This is a genomic window from Paraburkholderia sp. CNPSo 3076, assembly GCF_026343935.1.
GTDB classification, from domain to species: domain Bacteria; phylum Pseudomonadota; class Gammaproteobacteria; order Burkholderiales; family Burkholderiaceae; genus Paraburkholderia; species Paraburkholderia nodosa.
Genome location: NZ_JAPMAL010000020.1, coordinates 48,424 through 64,274, shown reverse-complemented (window position 1 = coordinate 64,274; position 15,851 = coordinate 48,424). Strand labels below are relative to the sequence as shown.

Below are 15,851 nucleotides of genomic sequence, written 5' to 3'. Positions count from 1 at the left end.
GTCGCCATCGTGAAACAGTGCGGTGTCAACCAAAGTCTGCCCAGCTAGACCAAGGCCGAACTTTGCTGACATGACGCTCTGAAAAAATCACAGGGGATGACTCACGAGATGCTTCGGCGCTCATGTGCTCGAGCGCCGAAGCGCCTTGGTTAGATCAATGAGCCACGGTGGCGAGAGTTACCCACAGATTTTGTTGGCAAGCTTGTGGAGAACGCCAGGAACGAGTGCCCTAACCCATTGATCGACTGGATATTTTCTGCCGCGTAAGCGCGGGAGGCAGTGACGGGCTGCAGGGAGGGCCGCAATACGCCCACCAGCATATCAGCCGTCAAGCGTATTGAAGACACTCACTGCGCGGCAAGCTGCTTCATCTTCCCGTAGACGAATTGCCCGAAGTACCACGACAGATCGGAGTGGTTGAGGATATTCATGTCGGAGAGCGCCCCCGCCTCGAGCTTCAGGCGGCGCAGCATGAGCTTGCCGGCCTGCGAGGCGATGTAGAGCCGCACCAGCTCCTTGCGGGTCTTCTCGTCGGCCGATTCGAAGTGCTCGCGGCCTTGCTTGACCTCCTCGTTGCGCTGCGAGCGCGCCTCTTCGTCGCGCGCCGCGATGCTCTGCTTCACCGCCGTGGTCGCCACCGTCCTGGCGGTCTCCTGAGCGGTCGCGGCCACGGCCAGCTCGCTCTGGATCGCCACCATCTTGCGCTCGGCCTCCGAGACCTGCCAGTCGTGGCTCAGCGCCTTCATCAGATAGCCCGCAGGGCTCTTGGTCACCTTGCCCTGGTTGAGCCGGAAACGCGTGTATTCGATGGCCTGCTGGATGCGCTCGTCGGTCCAGCTCATGCGATGCTCGGCGATCACGTCGAACTGCTTGTTGCTCAGGCCGAACTCCTCCTTGAGCGTGAGCAGCAGGTCATGCGCGTCCGGCTGCCGGGAGAGCAGCGCGGCGACCGTGTCCTTGCGCTTCATCCGGAAACGGATCTTGTTGATTTTGCGCGAGGTTTCCGAGTCGGCCCGGGTTTCGTAGCTGAGGTCGATGTCCGATAGCTCGTTGATCTGGCGCACTGCCGGATCGAGATACTTGGGCCGGAAATGCTTGAACTCCGACGCGCTCGTACCGAGTTTGCCAGGCCAGCGCCGCATGACGTCGAGCTCGATCCAGTCGGTCAAACCGGCCGCCACGAAGGGCAACACGTAGTCGTAGATCGCGCGCGCGTAGGTTTGCGAGAACGACGCCGTGATGCACAGGTTCAGCCAGTGATGCTTGTCGGGCCCGGTGATGTGGCGCAGCATGAGCGGCGGGATGCGGAACTGGATGCGCCCCTTGCCGATCTTGACGCTGCCCATCAGCTGCTCGGAAATCCACTGGTCGTCTTCGCTCGGCGCGCGGTCGGGCGGCGTGTCGGTCACCTCGATCAGCACGCGCTGCGCTTCCTTGATGACGCTCTGCAAATGGCGCACGTTGCGGCTCTCATAGCGCATGAGCCACTTGAAGTAGTTCAGGTCGACGTCGTAGATGTCGCGCGGCGCGGGTTCCTGGGCGGCAATGAAATAGGCGGCGTCGATGAAACGGCGCGAAGACAGCCCAAGCCCATTGATGGCGACGAACACGTTGTTGCGCTGAAAACCGATCTCCCGCGTGCTCTCATTGATCGGCTGGCCGGACATCTCCTCAAAGAGACCCAGCGACATCTGCAGTGTTGTAGTCCTTCGCCCGCTCTCCTCCGACATACGCCCGCTCTCCCCGTCGACATTGGCGGGCACTCTATCACTACGCAAACACAAGTCAACACAATAAACGTTACCTCAAACAGCCACGGAATTCGGCTCGCGCACAAAAAACGTACCTGATCGCACAAATATCTCTACAACAACGGCACATAAAACGGCACCTGGCTGCACATAAACCGGTGCAGTGCGCACATAGAACGGTCCTTTTGCACGGCAAGTGTTTGAAATGAAAGAAAACGCATGCGTACGTTAGTTGGTTGGTGAGTTTTTATCTTTAAGTAAACAAACAAACCGCTCGCAAAAAAAGATGCTCAACGCGAAATTTGACGTGTTGCGTCTCGTGATGCAGTCAGGGAATTCAAGGGGGAGTAGCTTCGAAGACCCGCGTGTAAAGGCTCCCAGCATTGGGACACCTGAACTCAATCTGGCCTTCGCCCGCCGAAACCCGCGGAAAGGTAACGATTTCTGTGCAGTTCCGGTGGTCTATGGAAGTGGTTTCTGTGCAGAACGTCGATTGACGATCCAGGATTGAACCGAATGCGATGACGGAGATCGGTGGGGCGCTACTCAGGGGTGGACTTTCCGGCGCGAGGAACGCAAGGCAACGGATTTTGTGCACGGGCGAGCGACGCCGTGATAGCAACGTTTTTTGTGCAGATCCCGGAAGCCGACGCTGGAGGTAACGATTATTGTGCGGTCGCGGTGCGATAGCCTGGTTGTTTGCCGTCTGCGTGAGGTAACGAAATTTGTGCAACTTTGGCGTGGGAGGCACGTCCCGGTCGAATAGGACCGCCTGGAGATAGTGAAATGGCGGCTGTACTGGGCGCGCTAAGGAAATCGGGTAACGGTTTTTGTGCAATCCGGTGGCAGGGCGCGCGCGGCAAGCCTTTCTCAGCGAGTACGGTAACGGTTTTTGTGCAATTGTGGCCGGCCAGGCTGGGTAGCAGAAATCTGGAAGCACAAAAATCGTTACCCGGCCGCGAGATTCGAGCGTACTGGGAGATCAGCCGCTCGAACTGCACAAAAACCGTGACTGCGCGATGCGCATGCGAGCGATAAAGCCAGCACGGAAAGTTCCGCAGCCGGATTTGCACAAAAACCTCGACCGGCGCAGTTGATGCGAAGTGCTCTGGCCCCGGCAATTTGCACAAAAAACAGGCATGTCGGAGAGAAAGGGCCTACAGAGGCCTAGGTGACGTTGCCAGTTTCGTTGGTCCTTTGCCCTTGGGAATGTCCCACGAGGGCAACACAAGGCGTTTTGAAGGGTCATTTTTTTTTCATATCGCCCTCAATTAGTGTGTTTTCATACGCTTTTGCTGTATTCTACGCTTTATCCAAATTCTGATAAAAAGCGTATTAATGGCGAAAACTATCGAATTGCCGTCGATCGATCGACGTGTGGATCTTTCCGCGATCACCGAATTTGCCGAAGAGGCTGGTCGTCTATCTGAAGAGCTTCGGGAGATGATGCTGGCGCCGCGGCCGCGAAAGATGGCGCCCACATTCACGTCCGCTCAGGTCGCAGAGATGTGCGGCATTGATCGCATCAAACTGAACAACCTGCTTGCCACCCGCGAGGGTCTCCCGCAAGGCGTGGCACAGGGGTCCGGGCGCAGCCGGGTCTTCACCTTGCCCGAAGCGCGAACCTGGGTCCAGCAGGTTTCCGATATTTATCAGACACCGCTCCATACCGGCGTGCGCGATGCCGACGGCAAGGTGATCCTCGTTGCCAACTTCAAGGGCGGCTCGACGAAAACGACCACGACCATGTGTCTCGCCCAAGGCCTGACCTTGCGTGGCCGCAAGGTGCTGCTGATCGACCTGGATCCGCAAGCGTCGCTGACGGAACTCTGCGGTCTGTATGCCGAAAAGGAAGTGACTGAGGATAGCACGGTCCTGCCGTTCATCTACGACCCGCATATGGAAGGCGGTCTGCTGAATTTTGTGCAGGAAACTTACTGGGACGGGCTTGACGTCATTCCAGCGCACCCCACGCTGTTTTCCGCGGAGTTCCATATTCCCGGTACCGTGATCAAGAACCCGGGGTTCAAGTTCTGGGATCTGCTGCGCCAGGGGGTGGAGGTGCTGCGCAAGCAATACGACTACATCATTCTGGATACGGCGCCGTCGCTGTCCTATCTCACGATCAACGCGCTCATGGCCGCCGACGCAATGGTCATGCCGCTCGTGCCCGAAAGCCTGGACTTCATCAGCTCGGTCTCGTTCTGGAGCCTGTTTTCGGACCTCGCGCACACGATCATGGAACGCGGCGACGAGAAGACGTACGACTTCGTTTCCGTCCTGCTTTCTAAGGTCGACTACGGCAAGACCTCGTCGGCACCGGTCGTGCGCTCATGGGTGCAGCGGACTTACAAGGACTGGGTGAACGCGCTCGAGGTGCCGGCCAGTTCCGCGATGAGCAACGGCGCACTCGCCATGGCTACCGTGTTCGACATCAGCAAGGGAGACCTCGCTGACAAGACGGTGGCGCGCGTGCGTCAGCCGCTGACTGATTACGTGCAGTGGATCGACGATCTCTACGTAGAACAATGGAGGGCCGGCAAGTGAGTTCATTCCGCGACAAGATGGCGGCGAAGACCCGTGAACTCGGGTCTTCGTCGGAGCGGCCAGCGGCCGAACGGCCGGCAGCCGTCGCTCCGGCCGAGCCGCCGCGACGCAGCAGCGCGTTCAAGACCGGGCCCGGCATGCTCGGCGCGTTGGCGGTGGCGCAGCAGCGCATCCAGGAACTGGAGAACACGAGTGACAAGCTCATGCTTCCGGTGAACGCGATTCAGCCGAACCCGTGGCAGCCGCGCAAGATTTTCAGCGACGAGGGCCTTGCCTCGTTAGCCGAATCGATCCGTGAAGTCGGTCTTATCGAGCCGATCGTCGTGCGCCGCGCGGAGAACGGCTATCAGCTGATCGCCGGCGAACGACGTCTTCGTGCGCACGCCCTGATTCAGGCGCAGGACATTCGTGCCTCCGTGATCGAGTGCTCCGATCAGGACATGGCAGTGCTCGCGCTCGTGGAAAACGTTGGCCGCGAAGACCTCACCGATTACGAGATTGGGCAATCGCTGCGTCGCGCCGAACGGGAGTTTCCGACGCGCAAGCGCATGGCCGAGGCGTTGGGAATGTCGCGCAAAGGCCTGTACCGGTTCTTGGCCTTTGAAAATCTGCCGGATTTCATCCGACGCGATCTTGATTTGAATCCGCGTCTGCTCGGCGGGTCGGCCGCTGACGAGGTTGTTTCGGCAATCAAGAAGTTCGGCTCGGCGGGTCATTCGGCAGCGCGCGAGTTGTGGCCGGCCGTGGTCGGCCGGACGTTGGATCAAGGCAAGCTGGCCGCAGCGATCGGAGCGCAAGCCAGTCGGGGGGAGTCGACCGAAAGCGTATCCGAGCGCAGCATCGAGAAGATTTTTTCGGGCAAAAGCCACGCCGGCAGCATTACCAAAGACACCAACAGCTTTACGGTGAAGCTCAAGACGGGCGTGTTGTCGGATGCCCAGGAAACGCAAATCCGGGAGCTGATTAGTCAGCTGTTCAATGTGAAACCCGGCTGATTCTTGAGGTTGTTGATGGAGATGGGAGCCCGCTTCGGCGGGCTTTTTCTTTTTGCGGGTTAGATTGTGTGTCGAGTTGACACACAGCCGCTCGGCGGACGAGAGGGACGTGCGGGGGATGAGCGTGTGTCGAGTCGACACATGGGCAAGGTGAGTCGTGGCGGGAAGGTGTGGGCTATGAGAATGCTGTGCGTGGCGCGCGGATTCCAGTTCTGGCCAGGGCGTCGAGGGTTGGTTGTAGGGACCGGTGTATCAAGGCGTTGTGCTCGTCGACGTGGCTCGTGTATCGAGTCGACACACAGGGGTGAGAGGGTGTTTGGCTTGCGTCGTGCCGAGTTGAGTGGACATCGGAAATGACTGTGGCCAACTGCGGATCGGTCGTGTGTCGACTCGACACACGACCGATCATGCTCGTCGAACGACGAAGGCTATGGCCGCATCGACTACCCCGTCGGCGGTGCCTACCGGCTGCCGTCGGCGGGAGGTGTGCTCGAAAACCGCGAGCGGCGATCCTCGAATTCATTTGCTTGGGGTTGAGCGCTGTGTCGAGTCGACACACGCGGACCGTGGCTGCAAACCGCGAGAGCCATGGGACGCGCGATAACGAGCATGGGGTGAGGTGATCTCCCCAGTACGTTCATCGTGCTGTGCGTAAGAGCGAGAGGGCGATCCATCGCCTGTTCGGTCGCCTGCCGACTTGTCACCCGGATCAGTGTGTCGAGTCGACACACTGTCGCTGCTTCCTCGCCGTCGCCGCCTGAGGGGATTGCGATCCAAGACTCGCCTCATCGGCGGCAGAACGAAACAAGGCATAAGCTCATCTCCCCGGCTGCACACATCGTGCGGTGCGCGGGACCATGGTCCATCGCTCAGGTGCTGTTTAGTTGGCCGAGGCGGTGTGTCGAATCGACACACGGTCGTTGGCTCCCCGCAGTCGTGGCCTCAGGCGACTGCGATCTGGGGCATGCCAGATCGGTGGCGTGCGCGGTTCGCGAGGAAGCGAATACGTCCAAAGCGCTTGGCGCCCCAAACGTGTGAAAAGGCGACCCGCTCGCGCAGACGTCTCTGGCGCCGGCCGCCTCGGTTGCAATCAGCGTAGCCAGCGCGTGCTCGTATCGATCGCGCCGGTGTGTCGACTCGACACACCGCCGGCATATCCCAACTCCCTGCGGCGTCAAATAAGGGCTACCTGCTCGCCAGTGGAAGACGAGGACGCCTCCGCAGCGCCGGCCGAGATCAAGCCGCTTTGAAGAATTGGAGAAGCGCCATATTCGGCATCGCCTCCTAAAGAACAAGTGCTGCTGGCAAAAGGCGGGGGGCCTGGCCATTGCATGGTCCAGTGGGCTACATCGAACGATGTACCGGCCACACCCATGACTTGCAGTTGCTGAGTGCCGTATGCACCAACCGTCACGATGTGCCAACTCCTGGTTTGCCCCGCGAATCGCCAGGACGGAGACCCATCCACGTGGCCTGGAGGCATGGCTTTCGAACACCGCCGGTCTTGATTCGCCCTGACACCTTCTCGGCGATGAGCGCCCGCCCCACTCCCCACAACGAATTTCACGCCTTGCGTTGATGCCGAATCGGTGTGCGGGCGCAGTCCGCCCGTTTAGCCGACGTCTTGACGGCGACGGGCCGCACCATGTCCTCGCATCCGTCGCTCGCGCTTTGCCTGGAGATTCCAACCCGGTTGCCTCCGGCATAGCCGAAGCAGCGCCGCCCAGTCATTCTCATATGACGCTTCTTTTCGGGAGGACCGGCAGGCAAGCGGGTGACAGGATGGATAGCCTGCAGGTCAAAGTCGAGCCCGTTGTGTGCGGCGTGGGAGCGGGGTAGTACCGCTCGTCACGGTGACGTACCACGGCGCTTGATCTCCGCGCTCCTGTGCTGAGCTCGTGCGGTTACTCGTTCCTCAGCCGGCAAGCGACAGTGGAGCACGACTGCTCGTCACTGTATAAATCCCCTTCATCCGTTCAACAGCCGGGTATCACAAATGCAACTAACCGACAAATCCGTTCAGTGCCACCGAGGACGAGGCGAGCAACGTAGGACGCGCGCCCAGTGCTCCGGCCACCTAGAACGAGAAAGCAAAGTAGCGATCGGTGCGCCAACATCGAGGAAATACAGCAGAGGAGTCGAGCACCTCAGATAAGCGAGCCAACCGCACATCGACCTAAACGAGGAGAACAACAGCACCATCGCAGAAAGCTAAACGGCGCGCCGCGCCGATCCTGCCTCAGAAAGCCATCAACTAGCGTGAAACATTTCTCTCTAAACTGAGAAATCGGCGAAACTCTTATCCATCGGGCGTTTCATGCCTGAAACAATCCAAATTCTAGTACTTGTTTCACGGGTATAACGGCTCTCCGACCCCGAAACACGATCAGAATGGTCGCCAACGAGCTAAAGCCCACCTCATCGGCACTAATCGTATATTTCACTACGTATTTTGTAGTTCTCGAACTTGGGGCGAAGTAATGTGCGAAGCAGCGCTTCACCCCTCGACGCACGACATTACCCGAATCCGACCCACCCGCGTCGATTAAAATTGGGCCCCATTGCCGAGCCCCACTCCAGGGCTTCGCGATCCGGGCTCACAGTCATGCCCAAATCGCCAGCGCGCATCACTTGCCGTTCGCGCGATCAAACATCAATCGCCCTTTCTCCATCCAGCGCCCGCAAACACAATAGAGGACACGTCGTGAAGTTCATCCACGCGGCAGACCTACACCTCGACAGCCCGCTACATGGCCTGAGCGCCTATCCCGATGCGCCGGTCGCCCAATTGCGCAATGCCACGCGGGAGGCGTTGCGCCTGCTCGTCGATCGGGCCATCGAAGAAGAGGTCGCGTTCGTCGTCATCGCCGGCGATCTCTACGACGGCGACTGGAAGGACCACAACACCGGCATCTTCTTCGGCCAGCAGATGGGACGTCTGCGCAAGGCCGGCATTCGCGTCTTCGCGTTGTGGGGCAACCACGACGCGGAAAGCGAAATGACCAGGAAGCTCACATTGCCGGACAACGTGGTGGTGTTCAATCATCGCAAGCCTGAAACCCACGCGCTGCACGACATCAAGGTGGCGCTGCATGGACAGAGCTTCAAGGACAAGGTCGTGGTGGAGAATCTCGCCGTGGGCTACCCATCGCCGGTTTCCGGTTACTACAACATCGGTGTGCTCCACACCGCGCTCGAAGGCTATGCCGCGCACGCGACCTACGCGCCATGCACGCGTTCCGAATTGCACGCGAAGGGCTACGACTACTGGGCGCTCGGCCACGTCCACGAATTTCAGCAGTGGGCGGAAGCGTCGACCATCGTATTCCCCGGCAATCTGCAGGGCCGGCACATCCGCGAAACGGGACGCCGGGGCGCCGTGCTCGTGAACGTCGAGGGCGGCCGCACGGAGGTCGAGCGTCTCTATCTCGACGTGCTGCGCTGGGAGTCGGTGCGTGTCGATGCGAGCGACTGCGAAAGCGTCGCGGATCTGTCGCGCAAGATCGGCGCTGCGCTCGAAACGCTGCTGTCCGTAGACGCGCATGTGCCGCGCGCGGTGCGCGTCACGGTGACGGGCAAGTCGCCGGCACATGGACTCTTTTTCGGGCGCGCTACGCAATTGCGCGCTGAAGTGCTCAACCAGATCGGCATTATCGGCAATGACAAGCTGTGGCTGGAAAAGGTCAAGCTCGAAACGAGCGCGGCCGATACGGCTGCTGCACAGAACGAGCAGATCGAAGCGCTCGCCGATCTCAAACTGCTACTCGAAGCCGCCACGCAAGACGCCGAATTTCTCGCGCTGCTCGAACGCGATTTGCGCGCCTTCGTCGGCAAGGTGCGCAGCGAAGTGAAAGAAGACGCGCCACTGCTCGAACTCGCCCGCGAGAGCAAACTCGCCGCGCTGGTGGAGCAGGTCGGCCCCGCGCTGCTTGCGCGCCTTTCCACGGGAGAATGACCGGTGCGTCTCAAGCAACTCGATTTGATCAAATACGGCAAGTTCACCGATACGACCCTGCCGTTTCCCCACGCGGCGCACGATTTCCACGTCATCGTGGGGCCGAACGAAGCGGGCAAGTCCACAGTGCGGACCGCGGTGTCGGAGTTGTTGTTCGGCATGCGCCTGCAAACGCCGCTCGATTTTCTCCATAACACGCCGGAATTGCGCATTGGCGGCGTGCTGGAAAACGGCGCGGCCGAGCAACGATTTCATCGCGCGCGCGGCCGCAACTCGCTGCGCTCCCCGCAAGACGACAAACTGCCCGACGACTTTCTCGCCGCATTTCTCGATGGCACGAGCAAGGAGTTCTTCGAGCAGATGTTCGGCCTCGATCACGCGCGGCTCGTTGAAGGCGGGCGCAGCATTCTCGACGCATCGGACAAGCTCGGCCAGGTGTTGTTCGAATCGGCGGCGGGTGTAGGGAGCCTCGGGCCCGTGCGCGAGGAGCTCGAGAATCGCGCGGCTGAACTTTGGGCTCCACGACGCAGCGGCAGTGCGTACGCACAGGCGGAAACGTCGTTCGCCGAGGCAACGAGCGAACTGAAGGCCGCGCAGGTGCGCACGCGCGATTGGGTCGAGAAGAAAGACGCACTTGAAGCGGTCGAACAGGCAATCGAGCATTTGCGCGCCGAACAGCGCAGTCTCGAGTCGCAGCGCTCGACGCTCGAACGCGTGCGCCGCCTCGCTCCCTATATAGAAGAGCTTTCGCTCAAGCAGAACGAGTTGGCCGCATTGGGCGAGGTCGTCGATTTACCGCCCACCGCGCATGCCGATCTGTTAAAGGCGCAAGCCGACATTGCCGCCGAGCGCAAAGTGCAGGAAGCGCGCCAGGCCGATCTAGCCGGCAAAGAAGCGTCACGTGGTGCGATCGAGCCCGATCGTGCGGCACTTGCGCTCGCCGCTGAAATCGACGCGCTCGACGCGCTGCGCGGCGAATGCGTCAATCATCCGCGCGAATTGCTGGTGCGTGAAACCGAGATCCGCAACCATCTCGACGCCGCGTTCGCGGCTGCGGCACAGCTTGGCTGGCCGGATGACGAAGCCGCATTGCGCGCGGCGTTGCCGGGCGCGCTCGCGCTGAAGACGGTGACGAACCTGCTGCGCGATCACGGTCTTCGCGAGCAGGCGCTCACGACGGCGCGCGAGGCACATGACGAACAGACGCGCAAGCTCGCACAACTGCAGGAGCAGCTTGTGCGCCTGCCCGGCATCGACGTGCCGCATGCGTTGCACGCCGCGCTCGACGATGCGCGCGAATTCCGCAACAGCGTGACGAAGGAAAGCGCGCTCGAGCGCGAACTGGCGGATGCGCAGCGCACGGTTGAAGAGAAATGCCAACTACTGGGCCAGTGGAGCAAGCCGGTGGCAGCGCTGCGCGCGCTCGACCTGCCATCGGCCACGCGCCTGGCCGCCCTGCAAAAGGAAGAAACCGAGCGCATGAGCGCGGTGGCCGCAGCGCGAGAAGCGGCCGCGGCCGCGCAAGAAGATGTCGAGCGTTTCGAACTGCAGGAGACGCATTTCACGCAGGGCAACAAGGTTGTGACGACCACGCAAGTCCAGGCGGCGCGTACGCGCCGCGATCGTGCGTGGGACGAAGTCAAGGCGGCGCGCGTCAGTCTCGCGGAGGGTGCGCCTGCCGTGGACGACGCGATGCGCCTCGCCGACGAACTCGTCGACGCGCAGCTCGGCACTTCGCAGGCGGCGGCCACATTGCAGAATTTGCGTCAGCAAGTCGAAATAGCGCGCGCGAATGCGCAGCGCAAGCTTGCAGCATTACGCGAACGCGAGCGCGAACTCGAAGCCTTTCGCATTACCTGGACGCAAATTGCAATCGACACGCAACTGCCTGGCATGCCGCTTGCGGATATGGGCGCGTGGCTCGCGAATCGCGAAGCGGCACTCAATGCACAGAGCGAAAGCGATCGTCGCGGGAGCGAGCTTGAGGCGCGTCGAGCGGCGCGCATCGCCGCGCATGCGGCGCTACTCGAAACGTTGCGCCCCGTGGCGCAAGCGAATGAAGACGATGCGCTGACGACATTGATCGGCGTGGCCGAAACCGTCGTGCAATCGGCTCAAAAGAGCGCCGTGCAGCGCGAAGGTCTCGAAGCGCACATTCGCGACGCCGAACGCGCGAGCGAAGCTGCGCAATCCCGTTTGACGATTGAACAGGATGCCTATGCAAAGTGGCAGACGCAATGGCGCGAGGCGCTCGCCCAAGCGAATCTCGGCGCGCGCGCGGCAACGCTCGCGGCGGCGGAAGGCGCCGTTGAACTCGCCAATGCCATTGCAGCCGCTTTTTCGGACGCCGAAGCACCCCGCAACCGCATTCGTGCGATCCGCACACAATTAGCGATGCTGGAAACCGACGCGCGCCGCCTCGCCGAGGTGCTCGCGCCCGATTGGCCCGCGTCGAGCGATGGCATTGACGTGACGCGTCAGCTTGCAGCGCGACTCGCTACCGCGCGCGAAACGGCGAAAACCCTCGCCCAGGCCGATGCCGACGTGCAGGTTGCCCGCACGCGCGTAGCCGATGCCGCGGCGGCGGTGGCGGGCGCACAGGCGCGCATCGAGCCCATTCTGAAGCTCGCGGGCGTGGACGAAATCGATGCGGCATTGCCGCTCGCCGAGCGTTCCCACGCGCGCCGCGCGCTGTCGAAAGCGATCTCGGCGGCGCGGGACACGCTCGTGCGCGAAGGCGACGGCCTTGCGCAGGAGGCCATCGCAGCGGAGATCGCGGAGCAGCCCATCACCGAGGTGCCCGCGCTGCTCGCGACCGTGAACCAGAAACGCGAAACGGGCGAGCGCGCGTTGAGCGAGTGCCTGCAGCAACAGGTGAGCGCGAGGCAGGCGTTCGACGCGATCAACGGCCAGGCCAATGCCGCGCTCGCCGAAGCAAAGCGCCAGGAAGCCCTGAGCGCAATGGGCGAAGCCGCGGAGCAATATCTCGAAGCCGCGACTGCGAGCCGCCTGCTCAAATGGGCAACGGATCGCTATCGCGACCAGAAGCAGGGGCCGATGCTGCGTCGCGCGGGTGAAATATTCAGCGGACTCACGCTCGGTGATTTCGCGAGGCTCGTAGTGGATAACGAACGCAATCCGCCCGCATTGCATGCGCGCCGCAGCAATGGCAAAACCGTGGAAGTGAGTGGAATGAGTGAAGGCACGCGCGACCAGCTTTTTCTCGCGCTGCGCATCGCGGCCCTCGAATTGCAACTGGTGAACAAGGCGGCGCTGCCCTTCGTTGCCGACGACCTCTTCATCAATTTCGACGACGAGCGCGCAAAGGCCGGTTTCGCGGCATTACGGAATCTCTCCGCGAAAACCCAGGTGTTGTTTCTCACGCACCATGATCACCTTTTGCCCATGATTCGCGAGATATTTGGCGCGCAGGTCAATGTCGTCGAATTGCAGCGCGCGCCTGCCGTTGCGTAGCGGTGCGAATGTTGCTCAATGAAAATTCATGGGGACTTTGTTTGCGGAATGATCAATAGTCTGATCAGGAAACATGTTTTCCACTACAAAACATTCGTTTAAATTTGCCAGCATGCGTGATTTGACTTCATAATCACCCTGTCTTTCGCGACGCCCCGGCCAACAAGATCGCAATTCGATCGGCCAGTGACGGTTGAAGGGTGTCCGTAAAAACCGTGAATAAGGAGGTGTGAATGGTCACCCTGGATGCAATTCAATCGAAGATCGCAAAGCTGCAAAAGCAGGCCGAATCGATCGTGGAAAAACAAGCGTCGGTCGGTCTCACGAAAATTCGCGATCTGATGGCCAGACATGGCCTGAGCGTGGCCGACATCGACCGTTTTATCGGCAAGAAGCGCGGCCGCAAGCCTGGTAAAGGCGTCAATGCCGCCGGTGCAAAGCGCACCGTTGCGGCCAAATACGCCGATCCGAAAACGGGCGCCACGTGGACGGGCCGCGGCCGTGCGCCGGCATGGATTCGCGACGTGAAAGACCGTTCGAAATTCCTGATCGACGGCAGCGCGGCAATGGCCGCTACCAAGGTTGCACGCAAACCGCGCGCCAATGCGGCGGCGGTGAAAAAGACCGCGGCGAAGCGCGCCAAGGCCGCGCCCGCGAAGAAAGCCGCACCCGCAAAACGGGCGGCGCGTAAAACTGCGGGCCGTAGAGCTGCCGCAAAGCCGGCACAAGCCGCAGCGGCTGCTTAATAAAGCCGCTGAGAAAAGCGCATAAGCGATATTCGCTTGCGAACCGGTGGCCGCGCCCGCGTTTCGACGCCCGCGGCCACTTTCACATGAGCGGCGCGAAACGACGCGCGCCTATTGCCCTGATTGTCACCGATGTCCGGCCTTTCATTATCCTCGGGCCTTCTCGCGCCCCATCTGCAGTCGCTCGACCTACTTCAATTGCTCGGCATTGCGGTTGCGCTCTTGCTGGGCGGTATGGTGAAGGGCGTGACCGGCATTGGCGTGCCGCTCGTGGCCATGCCCATCGTCACGCATTTTTTGCCGGTCAAGGAAGCGGTGCTGCTGCTGTCCATGCCGATCATTCTCGGCAATATTCCGCAGGCGCTGGAGGGGGGCGAAATGCTGCCTACCGTGCGCAATATCGCGGCGCCATTGATTGGCACCGTAATCGGCAATGTGATTGGGGTGTCGGTGCTGATCGCGCTGGAGCCGCATCACGCCCAGGCGGCCTCGGGCGTGGCGTTGATCGTGGCGGCGTTGCTTTTGCTCGTCTCGCCGCGTTTCAAACTCGCGCCTGCGCTCGCGAAGCCAGTGGGTTTCGTGCTCGGTTTTGGGGCGGCGCTCATGGAGAGCATCGCCGCCGTGCCGGGGCCGTTGCTCGCCATGTATCTGATCGCGTCGGGCGCCACGGGCCGCGCCTTCACAAAACAGATTGCGATCATTCTCGTCGTTTCGGTCATCACGCTCATCACGGCGTTCAGCCACGGCGCGCAAGCCAATCTCGTCGATCTCGCGATTTCGGCGGCGGCCAGCGTGCCCGCCATCGCGGGCATGCTGCTCATTCGACCGTTGCGCGACAACCTGCATCCGCTCGCGTTTCGCGTGGTCGTGCTCGTGTGCGTGCTGGCCGCAGCCGTACAAATGATCGTCAAATCGCACGTCCTGTTTTGACGATCGCCTGACTCAATGGCTGATCGCTTCGAGCGAGAGCCCGCGCGTCACCGGCCCAAGCAGAATCATCACGATGCCCACGACCATCGAAGCGCCAATGAACACCGCTACGCCAGGCACACCGTAATGATGGAGCAGGATGCCGATGGCGAGCCCCGCGAACGCGGCGGCAATGCGGCTCCACGAATACACGAAGCCGACGGCGCGAGCGCGGATACGCGTAGGGTAAAGCTCGGCCTGATAACCGTGATAGGCGTAGGACATCACGTTCGAAGCGAGCGTGAACAGCACGCCCAGCACGATCAGCACCCACGGCTGCGTGGCTTGCGCGAATAGCGTAATCACGATCGCCATGATGAGGAGGCCACCGACGATCTGCGTCTTGCGCTCCAGCTTGTCGGCGAACCACACGCCAATCAGCGGTCCGAACGGATTGGCGATGGCAATCACAAAGGCGTACGCAAGACTTTGCGTGATATGGACGCCTCGGGCGATCAGCAGCGTCGGCACCCATGCGGCGAAGCCGTAAAAGCCGATCACCTGCGCCATGTTGAAAATCGACAGAATCACCGTGCGCCGCAAATACGGCGCACGCAATATTTCGCCAAGCGAGCCGCGCCCGGCCTTTTCAAGTGAGATCGCCCCGAGCGGCGGCAAAGCCGTGCCCGTTTCGGCGGCAACGCGCCGCTCGATGTCGGCAACGATGCGTTCCGCTTCGTCCTCACGGCCATTGCGCGCGAGCCAGCGCGGGCTTTCGGGAATACTGCGGCGCAGGAACCACACCACCACCGCGCCCACCGAGCCGATCAGGATCACCACGCGCCAGTAGTCGAGGCCAATAGGATGCGAGTCCTTGAGGATATAGGCGAGAAACGCGACTACGGGCACCACGCTGAACGTGATGAACTGGTTGACCGCATAGGCGCGGCCGCGCTCCCCGCTCGGGATCAGCTCGGAAATGTACGTGTCGATGGTCACGAGCTCGATGCCAATGCCGATGCCGGCGATGAAGCGCCAGATATTGAGCGCCTGGCCGCTCGTCTGAAACGCCATGATCGCCGTGCAGACGATGTACCAGATCAGCGACCACGTGAAGATCATGCGCCGCCCGAACCGGTCAGCGACCTGGCCGAACGCGAGCGCGCCGACCCACAGCCCGGCGAAGGTCGAGAACACGAAAGTGCCGAAGCCGGCCACCTTGAGCGGCCCGAGTGCGGAAAAGAAGCCGAGCGATTCCGGTGTGAAAAGACCCGAATGCACCATGCCGGGCGCGACGTAGCCCGTGAAGAAGAGGTCGTAAAACTCGAATACGCCGCCGAGCGACAGCAGGATCACCATCGACCAGACTGTGCGCGACGGCGGCAGCCGGTCGAAGCGGGCGGCAATTTCCGCCGATTTTTCAATGGACATCCCGATTCCTCATTACATTTTGAAAGCGTGTAGGGAGCAAAAT

The 15,851-nt window shown here is 61.2% G+C and carries 8 protein-coding genes; 6 read left to right on the top strand and 2 right to left on the bottom strand.

The features are described 5' to 3' along the window. Positions 1-347 precede the first annotated feature (347 nt). On the bottom strand, positions 348-1,691 hold the full coding sequence (locus tag M3A49_RS23595) for a replication initiation protein (protein ID WP_266231256.1): 1,344 nt from the start codon (positions 1,689-1,691) through the stop codon (positions 348-350). Between the two features lie 1,398 nt (positions 1,692-3,089). Here M3A49_RS23595 and M3A49_RS23590 point away from each other — a divergent pair. From M3A49_RS23590 to M3A49_RS23565, 6 genes are all read left to right on the top strand, one after another. After that, positions 3,090-4,298, top strand: coding sequence for an AAA family ATPase (locus tag M3A49_RS23590; RefSeq protein ID WP_028208684.1), 1,209 nt, complete (start codon positions 3,090-3,092; stop codon positions 4,296-4,298). Beyond that, a complete protein-coding gene (locus tag M3A49_RS23585; protein ID WP_266231255.1) occupies positions 4,295-5,293 on the top strand; it encodes a ParB/RepB/Spo0J family partition protein in 999 nt (332 codons plus the stop codon). The genes M3A49_RS23590 and M3A49_RS23585 overlap by 4 nt, the downstream gene beginning before the upstream one ends. Positions 5,294-7,997: 2,704 nt before the next feature. After that, positions 7,998-9,248: a metallophosphoesterase family protein gene (locus tag M3A49_RS23580; protein ID WP_266231254.1), complete on the top strand. Its 1,251-nt coding sequence runs from the start codon at positions 7,998-8,000 to the stop codon at positions 9,246-9,248. Between the two features lie 3 nt (positions 9,249-9,251). Further along, positions 9,252-12,722: an ATP-binding protein gene (locus M3A49_RS23575; RefSeq protein WP_266231253.1), complete on the top strand. Its 3,471-nt coding sequence runs from the start codon at positions 9,252-9,254 to the stop codon at positions 12,720-12,722. Between the two features lie 233 nt (positions 12,723-12,955). Further along, positions 12,956-13,468 (top strand): H-NS histone family protein, encoded by a 513-nt coding sequence (locus M3A49_RS23570; RefSeq protein ID WP_266231252.1) that lies wholly within the window; start codon positions 12,956-12,958, stop codon positions 13,466-13,468. A gap of 132 nt (positions 13,469-13,600) precedes the next feature. Further along, positions 13,601-14,398 (top strand): sulfite exporter TauE/SafE family protein, encoded by a 798-nt coding sequence (locus M3A49_RS23565; RefSeq protein ID WP_254353069.1) that lies wholly within the window; start codon positions 13,601-13,603, stop codon positions 14,396-14,398. Between the two features lie 12 nt (positions 14,399-14,410). On the opposite strand, the gene M3A49_RS23560 is transcribed toward M3A49_RS23565, so the two are convergent. After that, the gene (locus M3A49_RS23560; RefSeq protein WP_254353233.1) at positions 14,411-15,736 is read right to left on the bottom strand and encodes an MFS transporter; all 1,326 of its coding nucleotides are present in this window, start codon (positions 15,734-15,736) and stop codon (positions 14,411-14,413) included. Positions 15,737-15,851: the final 115 nt, after the last annotated feature.

Coding starts and splice junctions, on each gene's coding strand:
- M3A49_RS23595 (WP_266231256.1), bottom strand. CDS start 1,691: ATGTCGCTGGGTCTCTTTGAGGAGATGTCCGGCCAGCCGATCAATGAG.
- M3A49_RS23590 (WP_028208684.1), top strand. CDS start 3,090: ATGGCGAAAACTATCGAATTGCCGTCGATCGATCGACGTGTGGATCTT.
- M3A49_RS23570 (WP_266231252.1), top strand. CDS start 12,956: ATGGTCACCCTGGATGCAATTCAATCGAAGATCGCAAAGCTGCAAAAG.
- M3A49_RS23565 (WP_254353069.1), top strand. CDS start 13,601: ATGTCCGGCCTTTCATTATCCTCGGGCCTTCTCGCGCCCCATCTGCAG.
- M3A49_RS23560 (WP_254353233.1), bottom strand. CDS start 15,736: ATGGTGATCCTGCTGTCGCTCGGCGGCGTATTCGAGTTTTACGACCTC.